Consider the following 22,512-nt stretch of genomic DNA (forward strand, 5'->3'; position numbering starts at 1 on the left):
CTACTAACTACTAACTACTAACTACTAACTACTAACTACTAACTACTAACTACTAACTACTAACTACTAACTACCAACTACTAACTACCAACTACTAACCACCAACTACTAACCACCAACTACTAACCACCAACTACTAACTAAACAAGTGACATCGCGTGAATGTGCAAGTCTCGCTGCTTTTTTGTCGTAAGATAATGCTTGAACCATTGACTTGCTAGTCGTCCTACTTCTTGGAGTGCTCCTGGCTCATCAAAGTTATGAGTTGCCCCTGAAATTATTTCTAGCTGTTTCTTCTGTGCAGAAATTAATGCCAAAGCATCCTCATTCATCGCAATTACTGGTAAATCGTTGCTTCCTACAAGCAACAGTGTTGGGGATTGCACGTAGGAAAGTGCTTCGCACACCAAGTCAATTTGGCCACTGCGTGAGACAATCGCCCCAACCCCCATTGGATGTTCTGCCGCTGCTAGCAATGCTGCACCACTACCAGTTCCGTGCCCAAAGTAACCAACTTTGAGATTGCTGGTAATGGGGTTCTCAGCTAGCCAGTCTGTTACTCCTATTAAGCGTGCAGCTAGGTGTTTGATATCGCAGCGATAATGCTTGGTTCGCAGGTCAATCGCTTCTTCCTCCTTTGTCAGCAAGTCAATTAAAATAGTTGCTAGCCCTGCCTGACGTAGAATATGAGCAAGATAACGATTGCGGGTACTGTATCGGCTGCTACCACCATGTGCAAACAAAACAATCCCCTTGGCAGTTTCAGGCACGATCAGTTCTGCTTGCAAGCGAACTAAGCCAAGCTCAACTGCAACTATCTGTTCTTGCGGGTTACACATAGATACTGAATTCATGGGTTTCCCCTCCGAGTTGATAATAGAGACTCTGAAGACACATGGGGAGTGGGAGACTGAGAATTTAGAATACTCCTCCTAGTTTCTGCCTTCTATCTTGAAAATACTACTTCGACAAAATAGATACCCCATTCTCAATGCCCAATGCCCAATGCCCAATTCCCCATTCCCACTCCCCTAATTAACGCTGGCTGCGAGCTGCTTTGCCAACAGTTCACGTACTTCTTCATCGGTTGTTTGCGAGAAATTTTCATACCAAAGACCGATCGCATTCATTGGTTCTGGTGTTAACAGGCACACTACTTCGTCTACTTCGGCTTGCAGTTCCCTATAAGTTTCTAGCGGTGCAACTGGAACTGCAACAATAATCCTTTGAGGCTGCTGCTGTCGCAAAATCGCAATCGCAGCCCGCATGGTCGAACCTGTAGCAATACCGTCATCTATCAAAATCACCGTGCGATTGCGCACATCAAGCGGCGGACGTTCACCTCGATAAACGCGATCGCGGCGCTGCAATTCTCGCAATTCTTTGGCTGCTACCTCATCTATTGTTTTACTAGATATACCTAACCAACTGACAACATCGTAATTCAATACTCTCACACCACCAGCAGCGATCGCGCCCATAGCCAGTTCTTTATGATGTGGTACGCCAAGTTTTCTGACTATGCAGACGTCTAACGGAACATTTAGCGCCTTTGCCACTTCAAACGCCACTGGTACGCCACCACGAGGTAAAGCTACAACGATAACATCTTGGCGGTTGGCATAGGCTGACAGCTTTCTGGCTAACATTTGACCTGCTTGTGTGCGATCTCGGAATATCATCGTCATCAATCTCACCTCCTTTTCAGTAGGGGTACAGGGGAATTGCTGACTGTTACAAACCATTGAATTTCCCTCACACCCTTTCCTCTGGTGAAGAAACAGGATTAACAGGAAGACTCTTGTCTAAAGCTTCCTGTCAATCCTGCCTTCTCAACCTTTGTTCTACTCTCTATAAAGGTTTTTGCTTGTCATTTTTTGATGGAAACTGCCAAGAAAATGGTGGTGAATTGAGTCCACGAAGAAGTTAATCTAAGTTGACTTTGACAACTGTTTTCTTCGCTTCTTCAGCTTTAGGCAAAGTCAAACATAAAATGCCGTGTTTGTATTCGGCTGTAACTTTATCGTTTTGAACATGAACTGGCAAAGGAATAACCCGTTCAAACATACCGTAGCGGAATTCAGAGCGTACCATGCCCTTTTCTTCGGTCTTAGTTTCAGACTTGCGTTCGCCACGGATAGAAACAGTGTCTTCAGTGACTTCTACATGCAAATCTTTAGCTTCCATTCCCGGAATTTCGAGTTTGAGGATCACTGCTTGATCCGTTTCCTCCATTTCAGCGGAAGGAACAAAGCTAAGTCCAGAAACTTCGCGATCGACAGTGGGCATCAGTCGGTCGAATATGCGATTCATCCGCTGTTGCATACGCTCAATTTCCCGCATAGGTTGCAAACCGAAAGGTTCCCAAAGTTCTATGTCTTGGAAGGGTTCCCAACGAGTAATTGGCATAATCTTTGCCTCCAATAATTATTAATTCAAACTCGATATTTCAACACTATTAATAACCACTTCTGAGAGGAACGCCAAACTGTTTTTACCAAGAAGAGAGATCTTGTCTCATCTTTACGATAGAAAGAAAATGTGAGGAACTTGTGAGGAAGTATTCGTTGTTTGGTACTCGTTGTTTGGTGTTTGGTATTTATTGTTTGTTGATAACTGGCTGTTACAACCAACCGACTACTAACTACTAACTAATGTACAGACGTGCCATGGCACGTCTGGTACAACCACTAACTACTAACTACCATCAACCAACTAAATGGTGTTTGCCAAGTAATCTAACAGTGCTAGCTTGAGGTCCTTTGTTACCTTGGGAGTAGGCAAAACGAACTTTGTCTCCTAGCTGCAACTGCTCAAAATCACCATTACAGAGACTGTTCTTGTGAAAATAAACTTCGTCGCCATCAGCTGTTTCGATGAAGCCATAACCTTCTTCTGGGAATAACTTGCCAATCCGACCATAAGGTGGCAATTCGTGTGTCTTAGTTTCATGGCGACGCAGACGGGCATAATCTTGCAGTTCGCGTTTTGCCGCATCAAAGGCATCGCGAATCGCTACATATATGTCTTCATAACTTTGATGTTTCGGCGGATAACGGTTCACAACTAGTTCCGCATTAGGTACGGTGAGGTCAATTCGCACATGATACTGTTTACCGTTACGCTGATGCCGATGAGGTGCGTCAACTATGACTCGACAGCTGATAATCCGGTTATAGAAACGTTCTAGTTTTGCAGCACACCGGCGAATTTTTGCTTCTATTGCTTCTGATGGAGTCATCTTGTGAAAGGTGATTTGCAGTGGCAGTTGCATAATCCCTCCTCACTACTAGATATTTATTGGTTCTGTGAATGAGTTTTTCAGGCAATTGACCTAAAATCCGTATTTCTAGTCTGTTTTGCACTCATGCTTCTGCTTAGTTGCTTTAGTGAACATGCTACTCACTCCTCTACAATTAGTCGCGATCGCTCTATTTTGAGTCACTTTATATTCAATAGTTACAAATTAGGAGTTGAGGATATTTTTTAGATTTTGAATTTGGGGATCGCAACTCTACTCTTAATTTTGATCATCGCACTAAATGCAAAAAATTGCCACAATCAAGATAAGAAATTATAAAAAACAACCGTCGAAATCGACAGTTATCAACTGCTACCCCATTCACATGGATTCAACAACGCTGTGGTTAGTATATGCGATCGCCATACCTATGTCTCCCTAACCCACGGAATAAAAAATAGAGCTAGGGCATTCCGTTCTTAAAGCTCAGAGCCTCCGCGCACAATAGCCGGATTGTCTGAGAAGCCCACACTTCCGCAAGCGGTAAGTGTGGGAGTATGTCACTTAATAAGAAATGTAACTAGGATTTAATCAAGGGTACGACCAAAGTAATAGAAATGAATATTACAATTGACAGTCCCAAATAACTGCTTGCTATTGAAAAGATAAAATAGTAAATATATAGTCTTGTAGGGGTAAGTAAATATGGTGAAACAGTTGAGTTCTGCTCTCCATGAAGAACCCCGCAATCAGCGTGCTTTTGTTATTCCTTTAAAGCAAGAGCATTCCTTTTTGGAATGGTTGAGAGACACTGGTCGATTAATACCACGAACTGCTGAGGAATACTTTTCTTACGATGAAGAGGAAGAAGAAGGAGAAATAGCTGAGATTGTGGGTTACAATTCCTATAATCTTGAAGAAGAGGAAACAGAAGAGATAGAGCTAGAGTCATAAAGTTTTCTAGTACATGCATAGCGGGCAAAATGCCCGCACTACAATATTTACATCGCTTCTTTCTGACCGAGTAGACTAGCTCGCAAACCCAAGTCGCAAATTGCTGCTATGGCTCGTTATCCTCACCCATAGCGGGAATAGCAACTTCTAACTCCTGAATACCAATAGTATCTAAAAATTTAGCGATCGCTACTTTCTCCTCAAAGTTGAACGCAACACCGGCAGCTTGTTCGCCATCACGCAGTGTCATGTCATTAAAGGCGATTAATTGCGTCTCTGCTTATTTACCAATCCCTGGAGAGTTTGCAAATCGTACTTCCAAATTCTTCCAGTACTAAAAAGTAGATAACCGGCAGCCAATAAAACAGATGCAACTAAAACAGACAAAAGATTCACAGACGCAAATAAACCACCAGTAAAAACAATTACTGCAATTCCTGCCAATATCAAAAGCCATCCGATCGTGCGGTTGATACGAGGAATTAGCAAAACGGCAACCCCGGCAATGCTTAGCAAAACACCTGGAAGACGTATAAAAATTCCAACCTGGGTACTGGCTGCTAAAATCAAGATGCCTGCAACCATTAGCGCTGAACCTACGACCTTGCTTGTTCTATCAGTTTGATATATTGTTTTGGTGCCGGTTCTCTGGGGTGGAAATACTGTTTGGTCAGAGATAGAAATACGATTTACTGGATTTTCTTGTCTATTTTGAAATATAAAAGTTACTTTACCTCCCTGACCGAAGTCTATTCTATCCCCTAGGTTGAGAGGGTAGCGAGTTCTTGGCTCTAGCTTGGTGTTGTTGAGATATGTGCCGTTGGAACTTCCCAGATCTTCAATATAGTAGGTGTTGCCTTCTACTTGAATTTTTGCGTGCAGGCGAGAAACTATATCAGCATCTGGTAAGCCAGAGACATCTACATCTGGGTTGATTTTTTCATTTGGCTTACCAATGTAAATTATCGGAAAATTCGGCGGCATTTCAAAAGATGTGTTGGTTTGAACATGAAATAGTTCTAAACTCAGCTCTGTTGCCTGTGATGTGCCTAGATTTTGCATGAGTTGTTTTCACGGAGAATTTTTAAGTTCTCTAAAGTTGGAGAATTTGTAAGCAAAAATGCTTCAGTGATATTCTAAAATTTTCGAGTTTCAACTTTAATGCTTATTTTATCTATTAACTACAATATGCGCGTAAGTTTAAAGCATCGCCCAAGCCGCTTCCTCCGCCGCAGATTCATTTGTGGATAGTGTCTGTTCCTAGTCCCTAGTTACCAGGTTCTACTTGGCAGGTGAGAATTAGGAGTCTCTGGCTCTTCCAATTGTAGGGCGTAGCCCTTCGGTGCAGGGTATGGTGCAAGATATCAATTAAGCAATACTTCCTCGCTTCCGTGCTTCCTTATAAGAAGTTCCCACATTTTTCAAACCCGCTTTAATCATTTGCCGTTCCAACAAAGCAAAGAAACGTGCTTTATCACCACCACGTACTACCGCCTGATTATGTGCTTCAGCAATAGCTACCGGATAGCCATATCCTTTCTGCACTTGTGCCAGCATAAGTCCTAATGATTCATCAAATACAGAGGTATTTTCAGCTACCCAGGCAGGCACTTCTATCCGGGCAATTTCGGCTCCCACGTGGACGTAACAAAAGTAAATCTGCAAGTCTTCGTATAAGTCTAGGATGCGGGCGTTACTGCGCCATAGAGGCCCGCGTTGTCCTGGTTTGAGTTGCGTTGCCCAAAGAGTAGTATCTCGCAGTGCTTCAAATACTTTACAAGCTACTTTTTCCATTTGATTTGGGCAAAAGCTCATACAATCAGGGACTGGATGAGGACAGGCTAAAAGACGCAAGAAGTTCATTGCTTCAATGTTACGAGATGCACTTAGATAACCCATCAAAGGGATTTGAGCATCCCGCATTTGCCGCCAAGCTTGGAGGATGGGAGGTAAGATGCGATCGCGCGCATCAGAAGGCAATTGCTCTAAAAACCAGTAAATTAACGAGCCATCCACCATTGCTAGCGTGGGTATTCGGGATGGGGTGATGGTGAGTGCGGGAGTGGAGGAGTGGGGGAGTGGAGGAAATTTTGAATTGTTCATTTCCCCCCCTCTCCCCTTCTCCCTCTGTTCCCCTCCTAATTTCCCCCCCTCTCCTTCTCTCCCTTTCTCCCCCTCCTCTTTCAGGCTGCACGCCAATTCTGCTAATACCGTTGCTTCGCTGGCAGTACGGCAGAAACTCATCCATTCTTCGGTTCTAATTCCCCACTGGCGCGAAACGTATAAATCCTCAGCACGATAAAATATCTCCGGCAGACTATCTAGAATAGGGTGTTTATTTTGACCATAATGTAAGACAACACGGCCAATGTTGAGGAGATAGCAGTAAGCGATTTCGTGATGGTTAGGGGCGATTTGGGAACCATCGGTGGCGAGAACGGTGTGAACTTTTGGTGGAACGGGAATCTCTATGCAAGTATTGAGTGGTTCTAGGGGAGTAGCATTGGCAAACAGAATGCGATCGCGCCATTTTTCCTGTTTCTGTACGAATTCTTCTTGGCGATCGCAAGCGTCAAGGAAATGTTTTTGAGCTAATTCTAAACGTTGACGACTGGCAGCAGCTTCTTGTGTGAGATGCTGACTCAAACCCTGCATTTGCCGAGTTAGTTTGGTAAGGTCAAGCATAGAAAAATTTTTGATTTTAGATTAATGATAAAGCTAAGTTAAGAGTTGTAGAGACGTGCCATGGCAGGTCTGTACAGAGTCAAGAGTCATTGATCGATACTTCTGCTTACTGCCTTCTCTAAAGCTATTGTTAAAATCTTGCTGAATGTGCGCTTTGGTCGATACAAAAGGTATCATTGTTTAACTTCTCTGTCTCGGGTGCGATCGCCAATATTCAGCCCTGGTTAATCATAGAATTATTGTGTCTAATTAGACAAAAGCCACTACCCACTCCAATGCCCCACGAATTTCTTACACTGGATTAGCAAGACACTCGCAAATGCCTAAGACAATGAAACCATCTGCAAAATTCGACTTTGAGGACGATAAATTTAATGCACCGCCTTCTCAAGTCATTCCTTGGTGTCAGATGATTAATCCTCGGTATGGCCAAGATGGCATCCAGCCTTATGGTTTGGCTATTAAGCTAGATAATGCAGATGCTGTAGGCTTTCAGCCGGATGAAAATTGGCAGCAGGTGGAGCATGAATTTAGCTCCGGGATCGAAACGGTGTATATCACCACCACCCCACGCCTAGTGATAGTGCGTCGGGGGCCATTATCAGTCAAAGACCGAGAAACTGGTGTGAAGCTAGGTACATTAAAAGATCATTATGATGCTTTTTTAGCAGACAAACTTAAATTTAAAACTTTTACACGTTATTTAATTTTTTTAGTTGGAGAAGATAAAAAGTTTTTACATGAATTACCACTGCAACTAACTTTGAATGGTGCAGCAGGAGCTAGTTTCAGCAAAGCTTATTGTGAGTATCAACAAGGTAGAATTACTGGTGGGTTCCTCGCCGAATTAGAAAGGGCTTATGCTGGATACCGCAAGTTACCCTTGACACCAAAAGGCCCGCTATTTCACGCCCACGGGATTTTTTGCCCCATAATTGATTCTGAAGAAAGAGGTATTGAACCCAATACAGTTTTAGTTGCTTCCACTGTGGACTACAAACATCCCACAATTGCAACGTTAACACAATATATGATTGCTTCTGATTCCGAAGAATCGGAAGTAATTATTAGGAATTACGAAGAACACAAGGAGTTTGGTAAGGAACCAGTGAAGGCGGAACCAACCAAGATGGTAGCGGCGGGGGTTTCTAATTCCTATGTTTATCCAGATGAAGATGATTTTGGTTATCCGCCTTATTAAACTGTGGAGAACTTCACTTCTAACTCTTCCTCATTTGCAGGGGAAGAGTTGCTTAAATGTTAATAATAAGAGCTATTGCCATGCGATCGCTTGATTCAGCAGTAACTTACACTAGTCTTTAACTGGAGGCAGTATGAGTCAAGCTTTACCCAAGCTAGTGACTTTTAAAGAATTTGTGGAGTGGAAACCCGATCGTGGACGCTACGAATTACACGATGGAGTGATTGTTGAGATGCCACAGCCTACAGGCGACCACGAAGATATTATCGGATTTTTGGCTGAAAAATTCACTTTAGAATATGTCCGTCTCAATCTACCTTATTCCATACCCAAAACTGCGTTAGTCAAACCACCTGAAAGTGAGTCAGGTTATTCGCCAGATCTCTTGTTATTGAATCGCTCTAACTTAGTAAATGAACCACTTTGGAAAAAAGAATCGACAGTTACTCAGGGTACATCAATTCCATTGGTTGTTGAAGTAGTAAGTACTAATTGGCGTGATGACTACTTCAAAAAATTTGGTGAATATGAAGGAATTGGAATTCCTGAATACTGGATTGTAGATTATCTTGCTTTTGGTGGTAGGCGGTTTATTGGTAATCCAAAACAGCCAACTATATCAGTCTGTTCGCTAGTTGAAGGTGAATATACTGTTAGCCAGTTTAGGGGTAGCGATCGGCTGCAATCACCAACTTTCCCAAAGTTAAATCTCACTGCTGAACAAATTTTTCAAGCTGCATCGGGAGAGTAGTAATAATTGTTCCAATATTATTTCCTTATCAGTTATTAATGCAGGTTTAGCAAAAGACAAAACTTAAGATGTATTGATTGTATAAACAACAATTTACAAATTGTGTAGAGACACGAAATTTCGCGTCTCTACAATATTTTTTATGGCGAAGACAGTGCCTACTACGAACTGAAAGAATTAATAATGATTGCCTGCTTTGCGATGATGGATGGCAGTTACACCCTCTGGTTGCAGTAATTTACCATTATCAACGATCGCATACACAACCCAATGGTCGCCGCATTCCATGCGTTTGTTGACTGAACATTCGAGATAAGCCAGGGCATCGGTGAGGATGGTACAGCCGTTATCTGCAACTACTGTAGAAAAGCCTGCAAATCTGTCTTCTCCTGGGGTAAAGTTTTTGCGGAAGTGCTTCATGTAATCTTGGTAATTCTCTTCGCCCAAGATATTCAGCACAAACTTACCGCCCGTATGCATGAGAGATTCAACAGCTCGGTCTTTGGCGATCGCCACTGTAATTCCCGGTGGGTTAAAAGTTGCTTGTGATACCCAAGCACCGAGCATCCCCGTAGAAACATCTCCAAGCTTGGCTGTGATAACGCAGACAGAACCAACGATCCGACCAACAGCTTGTTCCATCGGAGTAGCAGCGGCTTGAGTGAAACGTGGCTTTTTCGATCTCTTCAAGGCTTGAGCAAAGTCTGTCGCCATTTCTTCACACTGTTTGAGAGTGACATCCGTGGGTTTAAACCTCGCCTTTAAGGTATCAAACCCAAATTTATAACCAGCATCTTTGAGTTTGCCTTCAATTAAATCAAAGGCTTCACCACTCCAACCGTATGAACCAAATACCCCAGCCAGTTTGCTGTTGTCACCAACAGCTAAAACAATACCGAGGGCTGTATGAATAGGTGTAGGTGCATTCCCACCAATGGTAGGAGAACCCATAATAAAGCCATCGCACTTTTCAATCGCAGCGCGAATTTCATCGGGTTGAGCAAATTCACAGTTAATCGACTCTACAGCGACTCCACCTTTCGTCAGTCCCAAGGCGAAGGCTTGCGCTAGTGTTGCCGTATTCCCGTAAGCTGAAGCATAAAGTAGGGCAACGCTAATCTCGCGTTCTGTTTGCGATTGACTCCATTCTTCATAGGCTTTAGTAAGTTCCAATAAGCCATAGCGAATTAACGGTCCGTGAATACTAGCATACATTCTCACTTGCAGCTCCGATAATTTCTCCAGAGCAGCTTGCACGTGAGTGGCATGGGGAGCCATCAAACAGTCAAAATAATAGCGTTGGTCTTCTTTGAGGAGATCCCAGTCTTCATCAAAGACTTCATCGCCACACAAATGGGCACCGAATAGCTTATTGGAGTAGAGAATTTGTGTTTGCTCGTCGTAGGTACAAAGTCCTGTCGGCCAGCGCGGACTGGGGATGGGAACGAATTTCAAAACATGACCCTTGCCTAAATCAAGAGTTTCTTTCCCCCGCATGGTGATGATTTTTAGCTCGCGGTTGGGGAAAGTCGCACGCAAATTGGCAGCACAGGGAAGAGAACAAACAAAGGTGAGTTTTGGAACTAAATCTAAAAGTGCTTTGAGAGTTGCTACGCGGTTGGGATTAAAATGACCGATGATGACATAATCCAACTGTTCCCAATCATTCAGGCACTGCCGTAATGCATCTAGATAAATTAAAGTGAAAGTCTCCGGTGGCGGGTCGATAACCGCGATTTTATCACCACTAATTACATAGGAATTAGAGGTAGTGCCCCTAGCAAGTGCATATTCAATTTCAAAGCGCAGGCGTGTCCAACTGCGCGCTCGCAGCACAGTTGTATTAGTGGCAATTGGCAAAACCTGCACGTCGCGAGGATTGGAATTGGTCATAGGTATTTACGTGAGGGGAGGGAAGGGAAAAAATGATGAATTATGAATTATGAATTATGAAAATTTCAGCCTTCATAATTCATAATTCATAATTTCTTAGTAGTAATTGCCAACCTTGCGATGGCGAACCGCTGTCAGTCCGTCGTGTTTGGAAACTCGACCATCGGTGACGGTGCAGTATAAAAGCCAGTGATCGCTGCATTCCATGCTGCTCTTGACTTCGCATTCCATGTAAGCGAGAGCGTCTGTGAGAATTGGGGAACCGTTTTTAGCTGTTTGAGTTTTCACTCCCGCAAATCTGTCCGCACCAGGATGCAGACGCTTGAGGAAATGCTTCTTCAGTTCCTGATAGTTTCCTTCTTCGAGAGCGTTAAGGACGAACTTATCGCCGACTTGCAACAAGGAATCTATCGCCCGATCTTTGGCAACGGCGACTGTAAACCCTAAAGGTTGTAAACTAGCTTGTGCCACCCAAGAAGCGAGCATAGCCCCTTGCACTCCATTCTTCTTGGCGGTAATAATGTAAAGCCCACTGCTAATCCGACCGAGCGCTTTTTCCAAATTAACGTCAATAGACTTAATTTGCTTGATGTTGCGTTCGCGGACTAGCATTTGTCCCAAGTCAGTACCTGCTTCTTCACATAACTGGTATGTAACTGGGGAAGGAGTTTCTTTAATGCGAATTGCAGGGAAAGCTTCTTTAACGCCAAGGTCAACAAATCTTCTCCGCAGCGGATCGATGGGTTCATCGTCGCCGCCGTAACATTCAAAAAATCCGATGACTTGCTTATCTTTGACTACACCCAAGAGCGCACTAATTGCAGCTTGAGCCGCAACGTTTGCAGTTGGAGGCATACCGATAATGATGCCAGATGAGCGACTTGCTAGTTCTTGGATTTCTTGGATCTCTGCGGTTGTCAGATCCATCATTTCCACGCCAACGCCAGTTTTCTGGACTCCTTGAGAAATTGCTTGGGCGAGGCGATCGCTATATCCGTAATCAGAAACATAAAACAAGCCGATGATGGTTTCTGTTTTGGCTTGTTTTTGACTCCAACCCTGGTAGCACTCTTTGAGTACATCCAGATGGTGGTAAAGTAAGGGCCCGTGTCCGTTGGCAATGATTTTAATATTGCCCAGTTCGCTCATTTTCTTCATCGCATTCAGCAGCGAACGAGCATTAGGCCCCATCAAGCAATCGTAGTAAAATCGAAAGTCGGGTTCAATTGCCTCTAGGTTGACGTCAAAGGTGTCGTCGCTGCAATAGTGCATCCCAAAGGCATCACAGGTGAAGAGAATTTGACTTTTGCGGTCGTAGCTGAAGATGGTGTCCGGCCAGTGCAGGTTAGGCGCACTCACGAATTCAATTTCGTGTCCTTGACCTAAATCGATGCGATCGCCACTTTTGACGATGCGCTTCGAGAAGGGATCGTGAACCAGATTGTCCAGAAACTGGAGTGCAACTTTCGACGCTAAAACTGTGGCTCTTGGTGCTAATTGGAGAACGTCTTCAACTAAGCCGCTATGGTCTGGCTCTGTATGGCTGACAATTATGTAATCAATGGCTTTTGGGTTAACCAGTTTTTTGAGAGTCTCTAAATACAAGTGGCGAAACTTAGTGTGGGAAGTATCCACCAAGGCGATGCGATCGCCCTTAATTAGATAGGAATTGTAAGTTGTACCGTTTTGTAGCCCGAATTCGATATCGAAGCGATCGCGATCCCAATCAAGCGAACGAATCGCTGTTGTGTTAGGAGCAATTTCGACAGTTTGTATAGTAAGTCGTTTTTGTTGGGTGTTCTCTGTGAGAGCTACCATTAGTCGTCTCCGAGCACAAATCATCAGTCTGCTTTTCTGTCTTTATTTTGCTCATAATTATTTTTGTAAAGTTGTTCAAAACTTTATTTTTTCTAAAAGTCAATATGTAGCCAAAATGTCTGTTTTTTGGCATAATTATTTACCGAAAAACTGTAGTCAAGGCTTGTTTTTTTAGCTACGAACTATATCAAATATCGGCAACTAATCACATTAAAATTTTTCCCGACAAAATCATCAAAATGATATTGCTGCCCAAAATTTTGTAACGAAAAGCATGATTTTGGCAACCGTTGTATCTAATTTTTATTATTTTGATTGGTAAGAATTCGCATTCACCAATTAATTAAAATCTCTCTTGAAGCCAGAGGAGTCACTGCGTTTTTGCCTTCGCCGACTTGTAGATGTGCTTTGTGCAGCTTCCCGTTAACCCATCTAGTCATAAAAATTTTCAAGGGGAAGTAGAGACAGAAAACACATCTGCCACTTCCCCTTTTTTCTTTTTTCTATTATTAAAAACCCTAAATTCTCCTGTTTTTTATTCAAACACTAATTTTCGCGAATTCTCTGCTATTCTTGTTTTGCAAGTAATTTTGGATGTGTGGCAGAGATTACCCTCGATTTTTAATTAACATCACTTCCACAATTTGTGTGGCGGTATCACTAGTGATACCTAAATCTTGATACAGATCGTTTAAAAATCCTTGTTCTTCTTGAGTAACGATCCCATCAGCCAACACAAGATCCGTAGCTACCGCAAAAGCTGATTCGCGTAAGTCTTGGGGTAGAGACTCCTTAGCGGCATTTAACAATGTATCGATACCCTCCCGCCTTAGAAGTCCCAAGAGTTTGTCAAACATCCTGATCGTTACGTCGTTGGAATAACTTCTGAAAAGTCTCATGCGAGACAGCGTAGATGAGATAGCACGCGCCTCCTCTTCAGAAAGATAACCATCTGAGGCGATCGCAGCCAGAGTGACAGCGGCAAAAGCTTCTGCTGGTGTAAATGCGTCTTGAACGTGGCTTTGTGTGCCGAACATTTTGTCGAATAAACCCATTGTAGTTTGCTCCTTTGCTTCGGTCTCAATTGCAGTAAATTTACTGATGTTTTTTCGACATCTTGGTAAAGAATGCAACGCTTTGAGACTCTCCATCTTAGTGTTCCCAGGTTTTTTGTCCGGTGAACACTGGCACTCAATGGTTTTCGACAAGAAGTTAAATTTTTAGCTGAGGTTTAACGAAACTGCCTTGGAGATGCTGGGCGATCGCCTGTTTTTTCTATCGTTTCAATTACTGCCAAACCAATACCGGAAGCTGCAATCAGCAGGACTACAGATGCTAGAAAGGCATTTACAAGCATCCGGAGGGCTTCGTCGAAGAAAATGTAGGTGGTCATAGCTTGCTCTTTTGAACTCGATGGTGCTAGTACTATCTGTTTCTTCACACTCTGATAGCTGAATTTCGCTCTTTGAAGTACCAGCATATGCATCTTAACAAAACTTTAGGTCTTTAGCGATATGTCTAGAATTTTTTCTTTTGAAAGATTGGATAAGTTTTTGCCAATATTTCGTGAAGCCAGGTGCTGAAACAGGAATAGCTGTAAAAATTACACGGAAATTCATCAATAATGACTGATTTAGGAGTGATTGACACCGCTTATGACTCTTTAATACATAATTTGGCTCTTTTTTGTTCAAAGAGCCAGATTTGCTAAGTTGATTTACATATCTTCACACTAAGCACCGCTCAACTGTTGCGACAACTGATTGGGAAAGTGCCGATAAATCGTAACCTCCTTCCAACCCAAACAGAATTTTACGAGTGATGCCCAAACAATATTCGGTGAACAAACCGTAATCTTGGGGTTGCAGATTAATCATAGCCAGCGGATCATCAGCGTTGGCGTCGTAACCAGCACTGATTATTAACAAATCTGGCTGAAAGTCTAATAAGAAAGGGACTACCTTTTTTTCAAAAACAGGCTGATATATGCCGACATCGCTGCTAGGAGGTATGGGCAAATTTAACACATTGTTATGAAAACCTCGCTCTGTTATTTTACCTGTACCCGGATAGCAAGGATACTGATGCAGAGAACAATAGGCAATTTGCGGATTAGTTTCTACAATTGCTTGGGTGCCATTGCCGTGATGTACATCCCAATCGAGGATAGCAACGCGGTTAATTTCTGGTTTTTTCAGAGCATGGGAAGCAGCGATCGCCGCGTTGGAAAATAAGCAAAACCCCATACCATAATCTCTTTCGGCGTGATGTCCGGGGGGACGTGCCAGTACAAAAGTTGGGTTGCTAGTTTCTAGAACCACATCAACTCCATCTAACCAAGCACTCACGGCCAGCAATGCCACATCATAACTGCGAGGAGAAACGGCGGTGTCTGTATCCAAATAACCACCACCACTAGAGGCAACTTCTTGGACTTTTTTGATGTAGCTTTGGGTGTGTACTTCCTCCAGCAGCGACATCAGCGGACGTCGATCGACAGGTGTGGGCGATCGCCATTCAATTTTAGAAGCAAATGTCGCTGCTTTCAGAGCAGTGGTAATAGCGCTCAAGCGTTCCGGTTTCTCTGGATGTAAATATCCAGTCTTGTGATCCAGAAATTCGTCAGAATAGATAACTGGCAGCATAGTGCGAACAAAGTAGGCAGCAGGATACTGAATGAAATTGTATCCTCACTAGTCTTTTGTGAAACCGATGATTTCGTCGGTTGGTTCATCAAGCATTTCTGGCACCACTGCTTGGTTATTCTTCAGTTCGTCTGGCGGTAACTCCCGCAACACATCGTCCATTTTCGGAGGATGTTTGATTTTGTCCCGCAATTCTGGACTGAGTTGTGTTTCATCACCTTCTGGGCTAGACCTTTCTGCTTGCAAAGCTTCACTACCTTGAAGCACTGCTAGCTCACCTCCCTCTACTCACATCTTGCACCTGGAAACATGGATGTCAAAACCACAACTACGTACAAACAGCACACTCCTAACAGGAATTGTGATGTTACTTAACAAAATCGGGCAAGGGGCATAAAAATTATGAATTATGAATTATGAATTATGAAATTTTCAGCATTCAGTATTCATCATTCATAATTTTCGCCTATTCCCAATGCCCGCGAATTATCCAAACTTTAGTCTGGCAGATTCGCTTAAGATGCCCGCAATTTTCCTTTGTGTACTCGTTCGCGGCTACCAGTAGGAATTGAAGTGATTAACTTCTGCGTGTACTCTTGTTTTGGTTCACGGTAGATATGTTCTGCTATGCCTTGCTCGACAATTTCACCACTATTCATTACCAAAATGCGATCGCTCATAAATTTCACCACACTCAAGTCGTGGGAAATAAAGATATAAGTTAAACCAAATTCGTCTTGCAATTCTTTCAGCAAATTCAGTACCTGCGCCTGTACTGACACATCCAACGCCGAAACCGATTCATCACAGATAATAAACTTGGGATTCAACGCCAAAGAACGAGCGATACAAATCCGCTGCCGTTGACCACCAGAAAATTGATGGGGATAGCGATTCATGGCATCTGCACTCAACCCCACCCGTTCTAACAAATAAGCGGCACGTTCTCGCCTTGCTTGCTTCGTTTTGCCAATAGAGTGAATCACCAACGGTTCCATGATGGCGTCTCCCACCTTCATACGGGGATCGAGGGAGCTAAAGGGGTTTTGGAAGACAATTTGCATTTCTCGGCGCAGTTTTTGCAACGTCTCTCCCTTCAGGGTGGTGATGTCTCGCCCCTCAAATATTATTTGACCGCCCATCGGCTCAATTAATCGCAGCAAAGTTCTGCCCAGAGTGGTTTTGCCACAACCAGATTCTCCTACCAAGCCCACAGTTTCCCCTTTTTTGACATCAAAGGAAACACCATTCACTGCCATATGGTAACGTTTTGTGCCACCAAACATTCCCTTGATGGGAAAACCAACCTTAAGGTCACGCACTTCCAAAAGAGGCTGTTCTCTTTCTAAGTCTGCCAATCTTTGAGCAATTTCCTCAGCCGTTACATCCGGTGGTTCTGTGGGTTCTTTAGCTTGAATTACTAGTTCTCCTGCTGGTACTTCCTCCACACTCATGTAATCAGAAACTGTCAGCAGTTTGCGGGGACAGCGGTTGAGTGTGGGGCGGCAAGCTACTAAGCCTTTAGTATAGGGATGCTGGGGATTAGCAAAAATTTTGATTGCATCCTCGAATTCAACAATTTTGCCTCTGTACATCACCGCAACTTTATCCGCAATTTCTGCAATTAGTCCCAAGTCGTGGCTGATGAAAATCAGTGCCATGTCGCGACTAGCCTGCAATTCTCGCAGCAAATCAATAATTGTCGCTTGCACTGTCACATCCAAGGCGGTGGTTGGTTCGTCGGCAATTAATACCAAGGGGTTACAGGAGATTGCCATCGCAATCATTACCCGTTGCAACTGACCACCAGAAAGTTGATGCGGGTAGCGTTCTAGTATTGCTTCTTTGTGTTGGTTGACTAACTTAAGCAGCTTGTGCTCGTCTATGGTGGTTGAACCAAAAGATGAGTGTTGCCAAGTGTGAAGATACTGCTGCTTAATTTGCTCATCGCTCTTGAGCAATTTTACTTCTTGCAAACGCGCGATCGCTTGTTGTCGTGCTTCAGCAGCAGAAATATTCTGATGCCGCAAAATTGCTTCTGTGAGTTGAAACCCAATGTTATAAACCGGATTGAGCGAACTCATCGGTTCCTGAAAAATCATGGCAATGTCGCCGCCTCTGTATAGCTGAACTTCTTCAGCAGGCAACTCTAGCAAATTGATAGCTGTGCCATTTTCATTGGCACGAAACCAGATTTCCCCACCTGTTACCCTACCCGGAGACTGTAATAAACCCATTACTGCTAGGGCTGTAACTGATTTGCCACTCCCCGACTCTCCTACTATGCCTAGAGTTTCACCTCGATGCAATTGAAAGGAAATACCATCTAGAGCTTTGACGATTTTGTCATCACCAGTAAATTCCACTTGCAGATTGCGAACATCTAGGATAGCTTCTTTCATATGAAGTCGGGTATTAATATTTAGATTGAAAATTAATCAGGATTCTAACAGGTGCTGTAGTTTTTTGCGAACAATGTAACTTTTGTTAGATGTTAAGTGAAAGAGGGAACAGGGAACGGGCAACAGGGAACAGGTTTTCCTATTCCCTGTTCCCTATTCCCTTTTCCCTTCTTCGATGAACTCTCCGCTACATCTGCTACCAGCATTGCACCCATAACCTACAAACAAAAAATTCTTTCACCTAGAAAGGGATGTCATCAACATCTGGTTCTTGGTTTGGTACTACAGGAGGATAAGAACTACGCTCGTAATTTGAGCTTTGAGATGTGGATTGAGAGAAATCATTTTGGGAAGCGACGCCAACGTTACTTGCAGCTGGAGTTGATGCCGGAGGTGGCGAATCGTAACTAGCAGCGGCTTTGGCTTTGCTGGCAGTAGTAGCAGGCACAGAGGTCGTAGCCATCACTGCTGGTGATGAACTGGTATTAATACCACCTGATACAGAGTAAATTTTTTGCACTGTCAATTCAGCACGCTTTTCTTTGAAACCTTCTGGACGCTCAATAGTATGCATACCTAAACGTCCTTCTAGAAGCACGCGATCGCCAATGTGATAGTTTTGCTGAATTTCTTTTGCCATATTGCCCCAGCCTACAACTTTTAAATTTGCAGCAGGATCGCCTTCCCGCTGTGCTGGGAACTGCACCAACATTTCTGTTACTTCCAATCCATCTGGTGTAAAGCGTAGTTCTGGTTCTTTAATAATTTCCGCCATTAAAATACAGCTGTTCATTCAATCCTCCTTGAAAATAGGGATTAGGGTTTTCATCCACGGTGGCGGTTAATTCCGCCATGACACCTGATTTGAAAAAATGATGAATACTGACTTCAGGCTTTTTGCTTAGTATTATTACTAAATACAAAAAAGTAAATTATCATCCTTATTGGTGCAGTAAGCTCTATTTAGTAAGCACAACTGTTGTTTTTTAACTTTGATAATTTATTAACCAATTCCATATTTACACTCTTGGCTTTGAGACTGTTTTAGCATATTCAGTCAAGCAAGTACCGCGAACAGTGGCGATTAGCTGTTCAAAGACTGCACTCTACTGGAATAAATGTTTAATTTTGCCATTTATTGATACAAATGTACCATATTTTTTCAGGTTGTTACCGAGAATCGGAGGGCGCAGCAAGAGCGTTTTTAACTATGGGGATAAGCATGTAGAGGATTTTAATCCCCATCTTGAAAAATCGTCCTGATGATTTATCAAAGATTGTGTATAATAAATCAGGAGGTGATGCAAGTGTTCAATCTAACCTACGAGTTCAAGCTTAAGCCTACACAAAACCAAATAGCGTTATTTGAAGACTGGTTGGAACTATGTCGCCGTGTCTATAACTATGCATTGGCAGAACGTAAGGACTGGTTTAAATCTCGTAGTTGTCAGATTAATGCTTGTTCGCTCTGTTGCGAATACATTATTCCGAGTAATGCATCACGTCCAACTTATGCCAGTCAATGCAGAGGTTTAACCCAAGCAAGAGCGCAATACCCGGAACTAAATGCAGTATCCGTCCATGTTTTACAACAAACTTTAAAGCGACTTGAGCAAGCCTTTGTTTCAATGTGGGAACGCAATCACGGTTTTCCACGATTCAAAAAACAAGGGAGGATGCGTAGTTTCGTGTTTCCTCAATTAGGAGTTAACCCACTAGGTCAAGGTCAAATCAAGTTACCTAAAATTGGCTGGGTTAAATTCCGTCAATCACGGGATATTCCTGATGGTGGGGTGGTCAAGCAAGCGCGTGTGGTTAAGCGCGTTTCTGGTTGGTATGTGATGCTAACTCTTCAATGGGATGTGTCCGTGCCACAGCCAATGCCACATGGGGAAGTCTTAGGAATTGATGTAGGACTAACAAGTTTTGTCGCAACCTCTAATGGTCTTTTAGTCAAGCGTCCGAGATTTTTTGCAGAAGCCGAATGCAAGCTTAAATTGCTGCAAAAGAGTGTTTCCAGAAAACGTATTGGCTCGAACAATTGGCACAAAGCACACAAGAAAGTTGCAAAGCTGCATGAGTACGTTGCTAACTGTCGTAAAGACTGGCATCGAAAGCTGTCCCACCAAATCTGTAATCATGCGGGGATGGTGTTTGTCGAGGATTTGAATCTTGTCGGGTTATCTAGGGGGATGCTGGGTAAGCATTGTCTAGATGCGGGATTTGGTCAATTCTTCAATATCCTTGAGCAGACCTGTTTTAAACGTGGTGTGTACTTTCAGAAAGTAGATAGCCGCAAAACAAGTCAAATTTGTCCAAGCTGCGGAGTTGAGACGGGTAAAAAAGAGCTTTCAGAGCGTACTCATACTTGTTCAAATTGCGGTTACACAACCGATAGAGATGTTGCAGCCGCACAAGTAGTCGCCATTAGAGGGCTTGCAGCCGTAGGGCATACGGTCAAGATGCTTGCTGAGGGTAAATTCATTGGAATCCCTGTGAAGCAAGAATCCCCCGCCTTCTAGGCGTGGGGAGTGTCAATCTTGCTGTTATCTGAAAAACTCGTGGCACAGGTAGTATTAGAAAACGTTTACAAAAGTTTTCCTCCTCGTAGAGGGGAAGGTGTTACTACATCAACCCAACTAACACTCAAGTCTGGGAATAATAGTGATGTAACTGCCCTAAAAGGTGCAGATAGTGTGAATATCTTGCGGCGGATAAACCTTACCGTGGCAGATGGTGAATTTATGGTGCTGGTAGGGCCTTCTGGTTGTGGCAAAAGCACTTTGCTGCGGTTAATTGCTGGGTTAGAACAGATGACAGGAGGCAATATCTGGGTAGGCGATCGCCTAATTAACAACCTTCCGCCCAAGGAACGAGATATTGCAATGGTGTTTCAAAATTACGCCCTCTATCCCCACATGACCGTGTATGACAATATTGCTTTTGGATTGCGACGGCGGTCGGTAGAAGTGGGAGAGGGGAACAGTGGAGGAGGTGGGGAGAAACTTTCTTCCCTTGCTGAAAATTTGCTTGTGGGGGTGACAAGAAGTTTACCAAAAGGTCTCCGTTATATTTCTGGTAAAGAACGGGGAGTGGATGAACAGGTGCGGTATGTTGCCCAACTTTTGCAAATCGAAGCACTGTTAAATCGCTTACCCAAGCAGTTATCTGGCGGACAAAGGCAACGGGTAGCATTAGGAAGGGCGATCGCGCGTAACCCGCAAGTATTTTTAATGGATGAACCGCTTTCTAACTTAGATGCTAAATTGCGTGCAGAAACCCGCGCCCAGATTGTCAAACTGCAACGCCAATTGGGAACAACGACGATTTACGTTACCCACGACCAAACCGAAGCGATGACAATGGGCGATCGCATTGCCATTCTCAATCAAGGTCAACTCCAACAAGTTGCCCACCCATTAGAACTTTACAACCGCCCCGCTAACCTGTTTGTGGCTGAATTCATTGGTTCACCGCCAATGAATTTTATCCCCGTGGAATTTCATGCGCCTCTGTTAATTACCAATGGCGATTTTCGTCTGACCCTACCAGATTTTTGGGGAAATGCCTTGCAAGAATACGACGGACGCACCTTAATTTTAGGCATTCGCCCAGAACATTTGATTTTGAGCGCGCCTGCTACCAAAAATCTGCCAGTCCAAGTTGAATTAGTAGAAAATCTCGGCAACGATACCTATCTATCTACAAAATTCGTCGGATCTGGTTTTCACAAAGTCCCTATCTCCAACAATTCTTTGCAAGTCCGAGTACCTCCAGACCGCTTTTTACGTATTGGTGAGGAGTTATGGTTATCTCTAACACCAGAGAAACTTCACTTTTTTGACCCAGAAACTGAACTGGCGATATTTCCCAAGAGTTCATCGCCTTATTTACCATTTGATAAGTAAGTACAGCTTGGCTAAAAATGAAACGCCCCAGGAATGCAGAGTCTCAGTGCAAAATTTCAATCGGGTTTCATTTTCTTCTTCCAATTTTCCCTTATTTAGCAAGACCATGCTCAAGAGCAAAACGAACTAACTCGGTACGGCTATTAGTACCAGTTTTACTAAACAAACGGCTGACGTACTTCTCAACATTGCGGACGCTGGTTTCCAAGCGACGGGCAATTTCTTTGTTCATCAAGCCTTCCGCTACTAAATTCAAAACACTTTGTTCTCGGGGAGTCAAGTCAATTGTAAAAGGTGGTGGGGATTGGGCGATCGCGCTTCTTTGAGTCAATAAAGCTTTAATTTGGGCAATTTGATTGGCTAAATCAGCAATATCAGGTGTTTCGCCCTCTTCTGTGGTTGCTTGAGTTTTGGTAACACGGCGTGCAAGTAAGTTTTCGACGATTGCCACTAACTCATCAGGATCGAAAGGTTTGGGCAGATAGGCGTCAACACCAGCTTGATAACCTTGGATGCGATCGGTCGTCATACCTTTAGCAGTTAAAAATATGACTGGCAGCGCTCGAAAACGAGGGTCTTCACGCAATTGCTTCAGAAACTGATACCCATCTACCTGAGGCATCATAATGTCAGAAATCACCAAGTCAGGTGTACTTTGCTGCATCAATTCCCAACCTTCATGAGCGTTACTGGCAACCTGAACGCTGAAACCGCTTTCTTGTAAATAATCTTTTACTGCTTCACGCAATCCCGGCTCATCATCTACCAGTAACAGTTGTGCTGACATTTACTGTTTCCTTTCCTCAACTCTATTTACAATTTAGCGAAAATTAGCAGGCTCTTGTTAACTACAGACAAAGGAAAAGGAAAGTATCGCCACTAGCTAAAATAATCTTTAGGGATTACCAAGAAATAAATTATCCCTTCTTGTGGAGTGGGCGTCTCGCCCGCCCTTGGTTATGGGCGGACAGGATGTCCACCCCACAAGAAAAATTGTATGTTTTTTTATTTGGA

At 43.4% G+C, this 22,512-nt stretch carries 20 protein-coding genes and 1 pseudogene; 5 read left to right on the forward strand and 16 right to left on the reverse strand.

The genetic code is table 11. The features are described 5' to 3' along the window. Positions 1-140: 140 nt before the first annotated feature. The 4 genes from HXY43_RS25110 to HXY43_RS25125 all read right to left on the reverse strand — a co-directional run bounded on the left by HXY43_RS25110 (position 141) and on the right by HXY43_RS25125 (position 3,274). On the reverse strand, positions 141-854 hold the full coding sequence (locus HXY43_RS25110; RefSeq protein WP_290889431.1) for a dienelactone hydrolase family protein: 714 nt from the start codon (positions 852-854) through the stop codon (positions 141-143). Between the two features lie 177 nt (positions 855-1,031). Then, positions 1,032-1,688: a phosphoribosyltransferase gene (locus tag HXY43_RS25115; RefSeq protein WP_290889434.1), complete on the reverse strand. Its 657-nt coding sequence runs from the start codon at positions 1,686-1,688 to the stop codon at positions 1,032-1,034. 238 nt (positions 1,689-1,926) lie between these two features. Continuing rightward, on the reverse strand, positions 1,927-2,409 hold the full coding sequence (locus HXY43_RS25120) for an Hsp20/alpha crystallin family protein (protein ID WP_290889436.1): 483 nt from the start codon (positions 2,407-2,409) through the stop codon (positions 1,927-1,929). Between the two features lie 298 nt (positions 2,410-2,707). Continuing rightward, positions 2,708-3,274, reverse strand: a complete 567-nt coding sequence (locus HXY43_RS25125; protein ID WP_290889439.1) for an HPF/RaiA family ribosome-associated protein — start codon at positions 3,272-3,274, stop codon at positions 2,708-2,710. 672 nt (positions 3,275-3,946) lie between these two features. On the opposite strand from HXY43_RS25125, the gene HXY43_RS25130 reads away from it, so the two are divergent. Continuing rightward, positions 3,947-4,195 carry a DUF3134 domain-containing protein gene (locus HXY43_RS25130; RefSeq protein WP_026731931.1) on the forward strand — a complete coding sequence of 83 codons (249 nt, stop codon included), beginning with the start codon at positions 3,947-3,949 and terminating at the stop codon, positions 4,193-4,195. Positions 4,196-4,260: 65 nt separating this feature from the next. On the opposite strand, the pseudogene aksA reads toward HXY43_RS25130, so the two are convergent. From aksA to HXY43_RS25145, 3 genes and pseudogenes are all read right to left on the reverse strand, one after another. Next, positions 4,261-4,445: pseudogene (gene aksA / locus HXY43_RS25135) on the reverse strand (homoaconitate hydratase); the annotation flags it as partial. 14 nt (positions 4,446-4,459) lie between these two features. Beyond that, the gene (locus HXY43_RS25140) at positions 4,460-5,257 is read right to left on the reverse strand and encodes an FHA domain-containing protein (RefSeq protein ID WP_290889443.1); all 798 of its coding nucleotides are present in this window, start codon (positions 5,255-5,257) and stop codon (positions 4,460-4,462) included. 306 nt (positions 5,258-5,563) lie between these two features. Continuing rightward, the gene (locus tag HXY43_RS25145) at positions 5,564-6,880 is read right to left on the reverse strand and encodes a DNA double-strand break repair nuclease NurA (protein WP_290889447.1); all 1,317 of its coding nucleotides are present in this window, start codon (positions 6,878-6,880) and stop codon (positions 5,564-5,566) included. 331 nt (positions 6,881-7,211) lie between these two features. On the opposite strand from HXY43_RS25145, the gene HXY43_RS25150 reads away from it, so the two are divergent. Continuing rightward, a complete protein-coding gene (locus HXY43_RS25150) occupies positions 7,212-8,081 on the forward strand; it encodes a DUF5895 domain-containing protein (protein WP_290889450.1) in 870 nt (289 codons plus the stop codon). A gap of 133 nt (positions 8,082-8,214) precedes the next feature. Next, on the forward strand, positions 8,215-8,832 hold the full coding sequence (locus HXY43_RS25155) for a Uma2 family endonuclease (protein ID WP_290889453.1): 618 nt from the start codon (positions 8,215-8,217) through the stop codon (positions 8,830-8,832). A gap of 177 nt (positions 8,833-9,009) precedes the next feature. On the opposite strand, the gene HXY43_RS25160 is transcribed toward HXY43_RS25155, so the two are convergent. The 8 genes from HXY43_RS25160 to HXY43_RS25195 form a co-directional block, all read right to left on the reverse strand. Next, positions 9,010-10,725 (reverse strand): diflavin flavoprotein, encoded by a 1,716-nt coding sequence (locus tag HXY43_RS25160; RefSeq protein WP_290889456.1) that lies wholly within the window; start codon positions 10,723-10,725, stop codon positions 9,010-9,012. A 96-nt stretch (positions 10,726-10,821) separates the two neighbouring features. Next, positions 10,822-12,543, reverse strand: coding sequence for a diflavin flavoprotein (locus HXY43_RS25165; RefSeq protein WP_290889459.1), 1,722 nt, complete (start codon positions 12,541-12,543; stop codon positions 10,822-10,824). Positions 12,544-13,151: 608 nt separating this feature from the next. Next, on the reverse strand, positions 13,152-13,598 hold the full coding sequence (locus HXY43_RS25170) for a tellurite resistance TerB family protein (protein ID WP_026731924.1): 447 nt from the start codon (positions 13,596-13,598) through the stop codon (positions 13,152-13,154). A 176-nt stretch (positions 13,599-13,774) separates the two neighbouring features. Next, complete coding sequence (locus tag HXY43_RS25175) at positions 13,775-13,936, reverse strand: hypothetical protein (RefSeq protein WP_026731923.1); 162 nt, start codon at positions 13,934-13,936, stop codon at positions 13,775-13,777. Positions 13,937-14,270: 334 nt separating this feature from the next. Continuing rightward, the gene (locus HXY43_RS25180; RefSeq protein ID WP_290889464.1) at positions 14,271-15,188 is read right to left on the reverse strand and encodes a histone deacetylase; all 918 of its coding nucleotides are present in this window, start codon (positions 15,186-15,188) and stop codon (positions 14,271-14,273) included. Between the two features lie 48 nt (positions 15,189-15,236). Continuing rightward, on the reverse strand, positions 15,237-15,455 hold the full coding sequence (locus HXY43_RS25185; protein ID WP_290889467.1) for a hypothetical protein: 219 nt from the start codon (positions 15,453-15,455) through the stop codon (positions 15,237-15,239). A gap of 248 nt (positions 15,456-15,703) precedes the next feature. Continuing rightward, positions 15,704-17,590: an ABC transporter ATP-binding protein gene (locus tag HXY43_RS25190; RefSeq protein WP_290889471.1), complete on the reverse strand. Its 1,887-nt coding sequence runs from the start codon at positions 17,588-17,590 to the stop codon at positions 15,704-15,706. 241 nt (positions 17,591-17,831) lie between these two features. Then, a complete protein-coding gene (locus HXY43_RS25195; RefSeq protein WP_290889474.1) occupies positions 17,832-18,383 on the reverse strand; it encodes a single-stranded DNA-binding protein in 552 nt (183 codons plus the stop codon). A 514-nt stretch (positions 18,384-18,897) separates the two neighbouring features. On the opposite strand from HXY43_RS25195, the gene HXY43_RS25200 reads away from it, so the two are divergent. Both HXY43_RS25200 and HXY43_RS25205 read left to right on the forward strand, forming a co-directional pair. Beyond that, the gene (locus HXY43_RS25200; protein ID WP_290889477.1) at positions 18,898-20,112 is read left to right on the forward strand and encodes a transposase; all 1,215 of its coding nucleotides are present in this window, start codon (positions 18,898-18,900) and stop codon (positions 20,110-20,112) included. Between the two features lie 39 nt (positions 20,113-20,151). Further along, complete coding sequence (locus HXY43_RS25205) at positions 20,152-21,498, forward strand: ABC transporter ATP-binding protein (RefSeq protein WP_290889484.1); 1,347 nt, start codon at positions 20,152-20,154, stop codon at positions 21,496-21,498. Positions 21,499-21,589: 91 nt separating this feature from the next. Here HXY43_RS25205 and HXY43_RS25210 read toward each other — a convergent pair whose 3' ends face one another. Then, positions 21,590-22,285 carry a response regulator transcription factor gene (locus HXY43_RS25210; protein WP_290889480.1) on the reverse strand — a complete coding sequence of 232 codons (696 nt, stop codon included), beginning with the start codon at positions 22,283-22,285 and terminating at the stop codon, positions 21,590-21,592. Positions 22,286-22,512 lie beyond the last annotated feature (227 nt).

Origin of the sequence: Fischerella sp. (assembly GCF_013388695.1) — a bacterium.
Taxonomy (GTDB): domain Bacteria; phylum Cyanobacteriota; class Cyanobacteriia; order Cyanobacteriales; family Nostocaceae; genus PCC9605.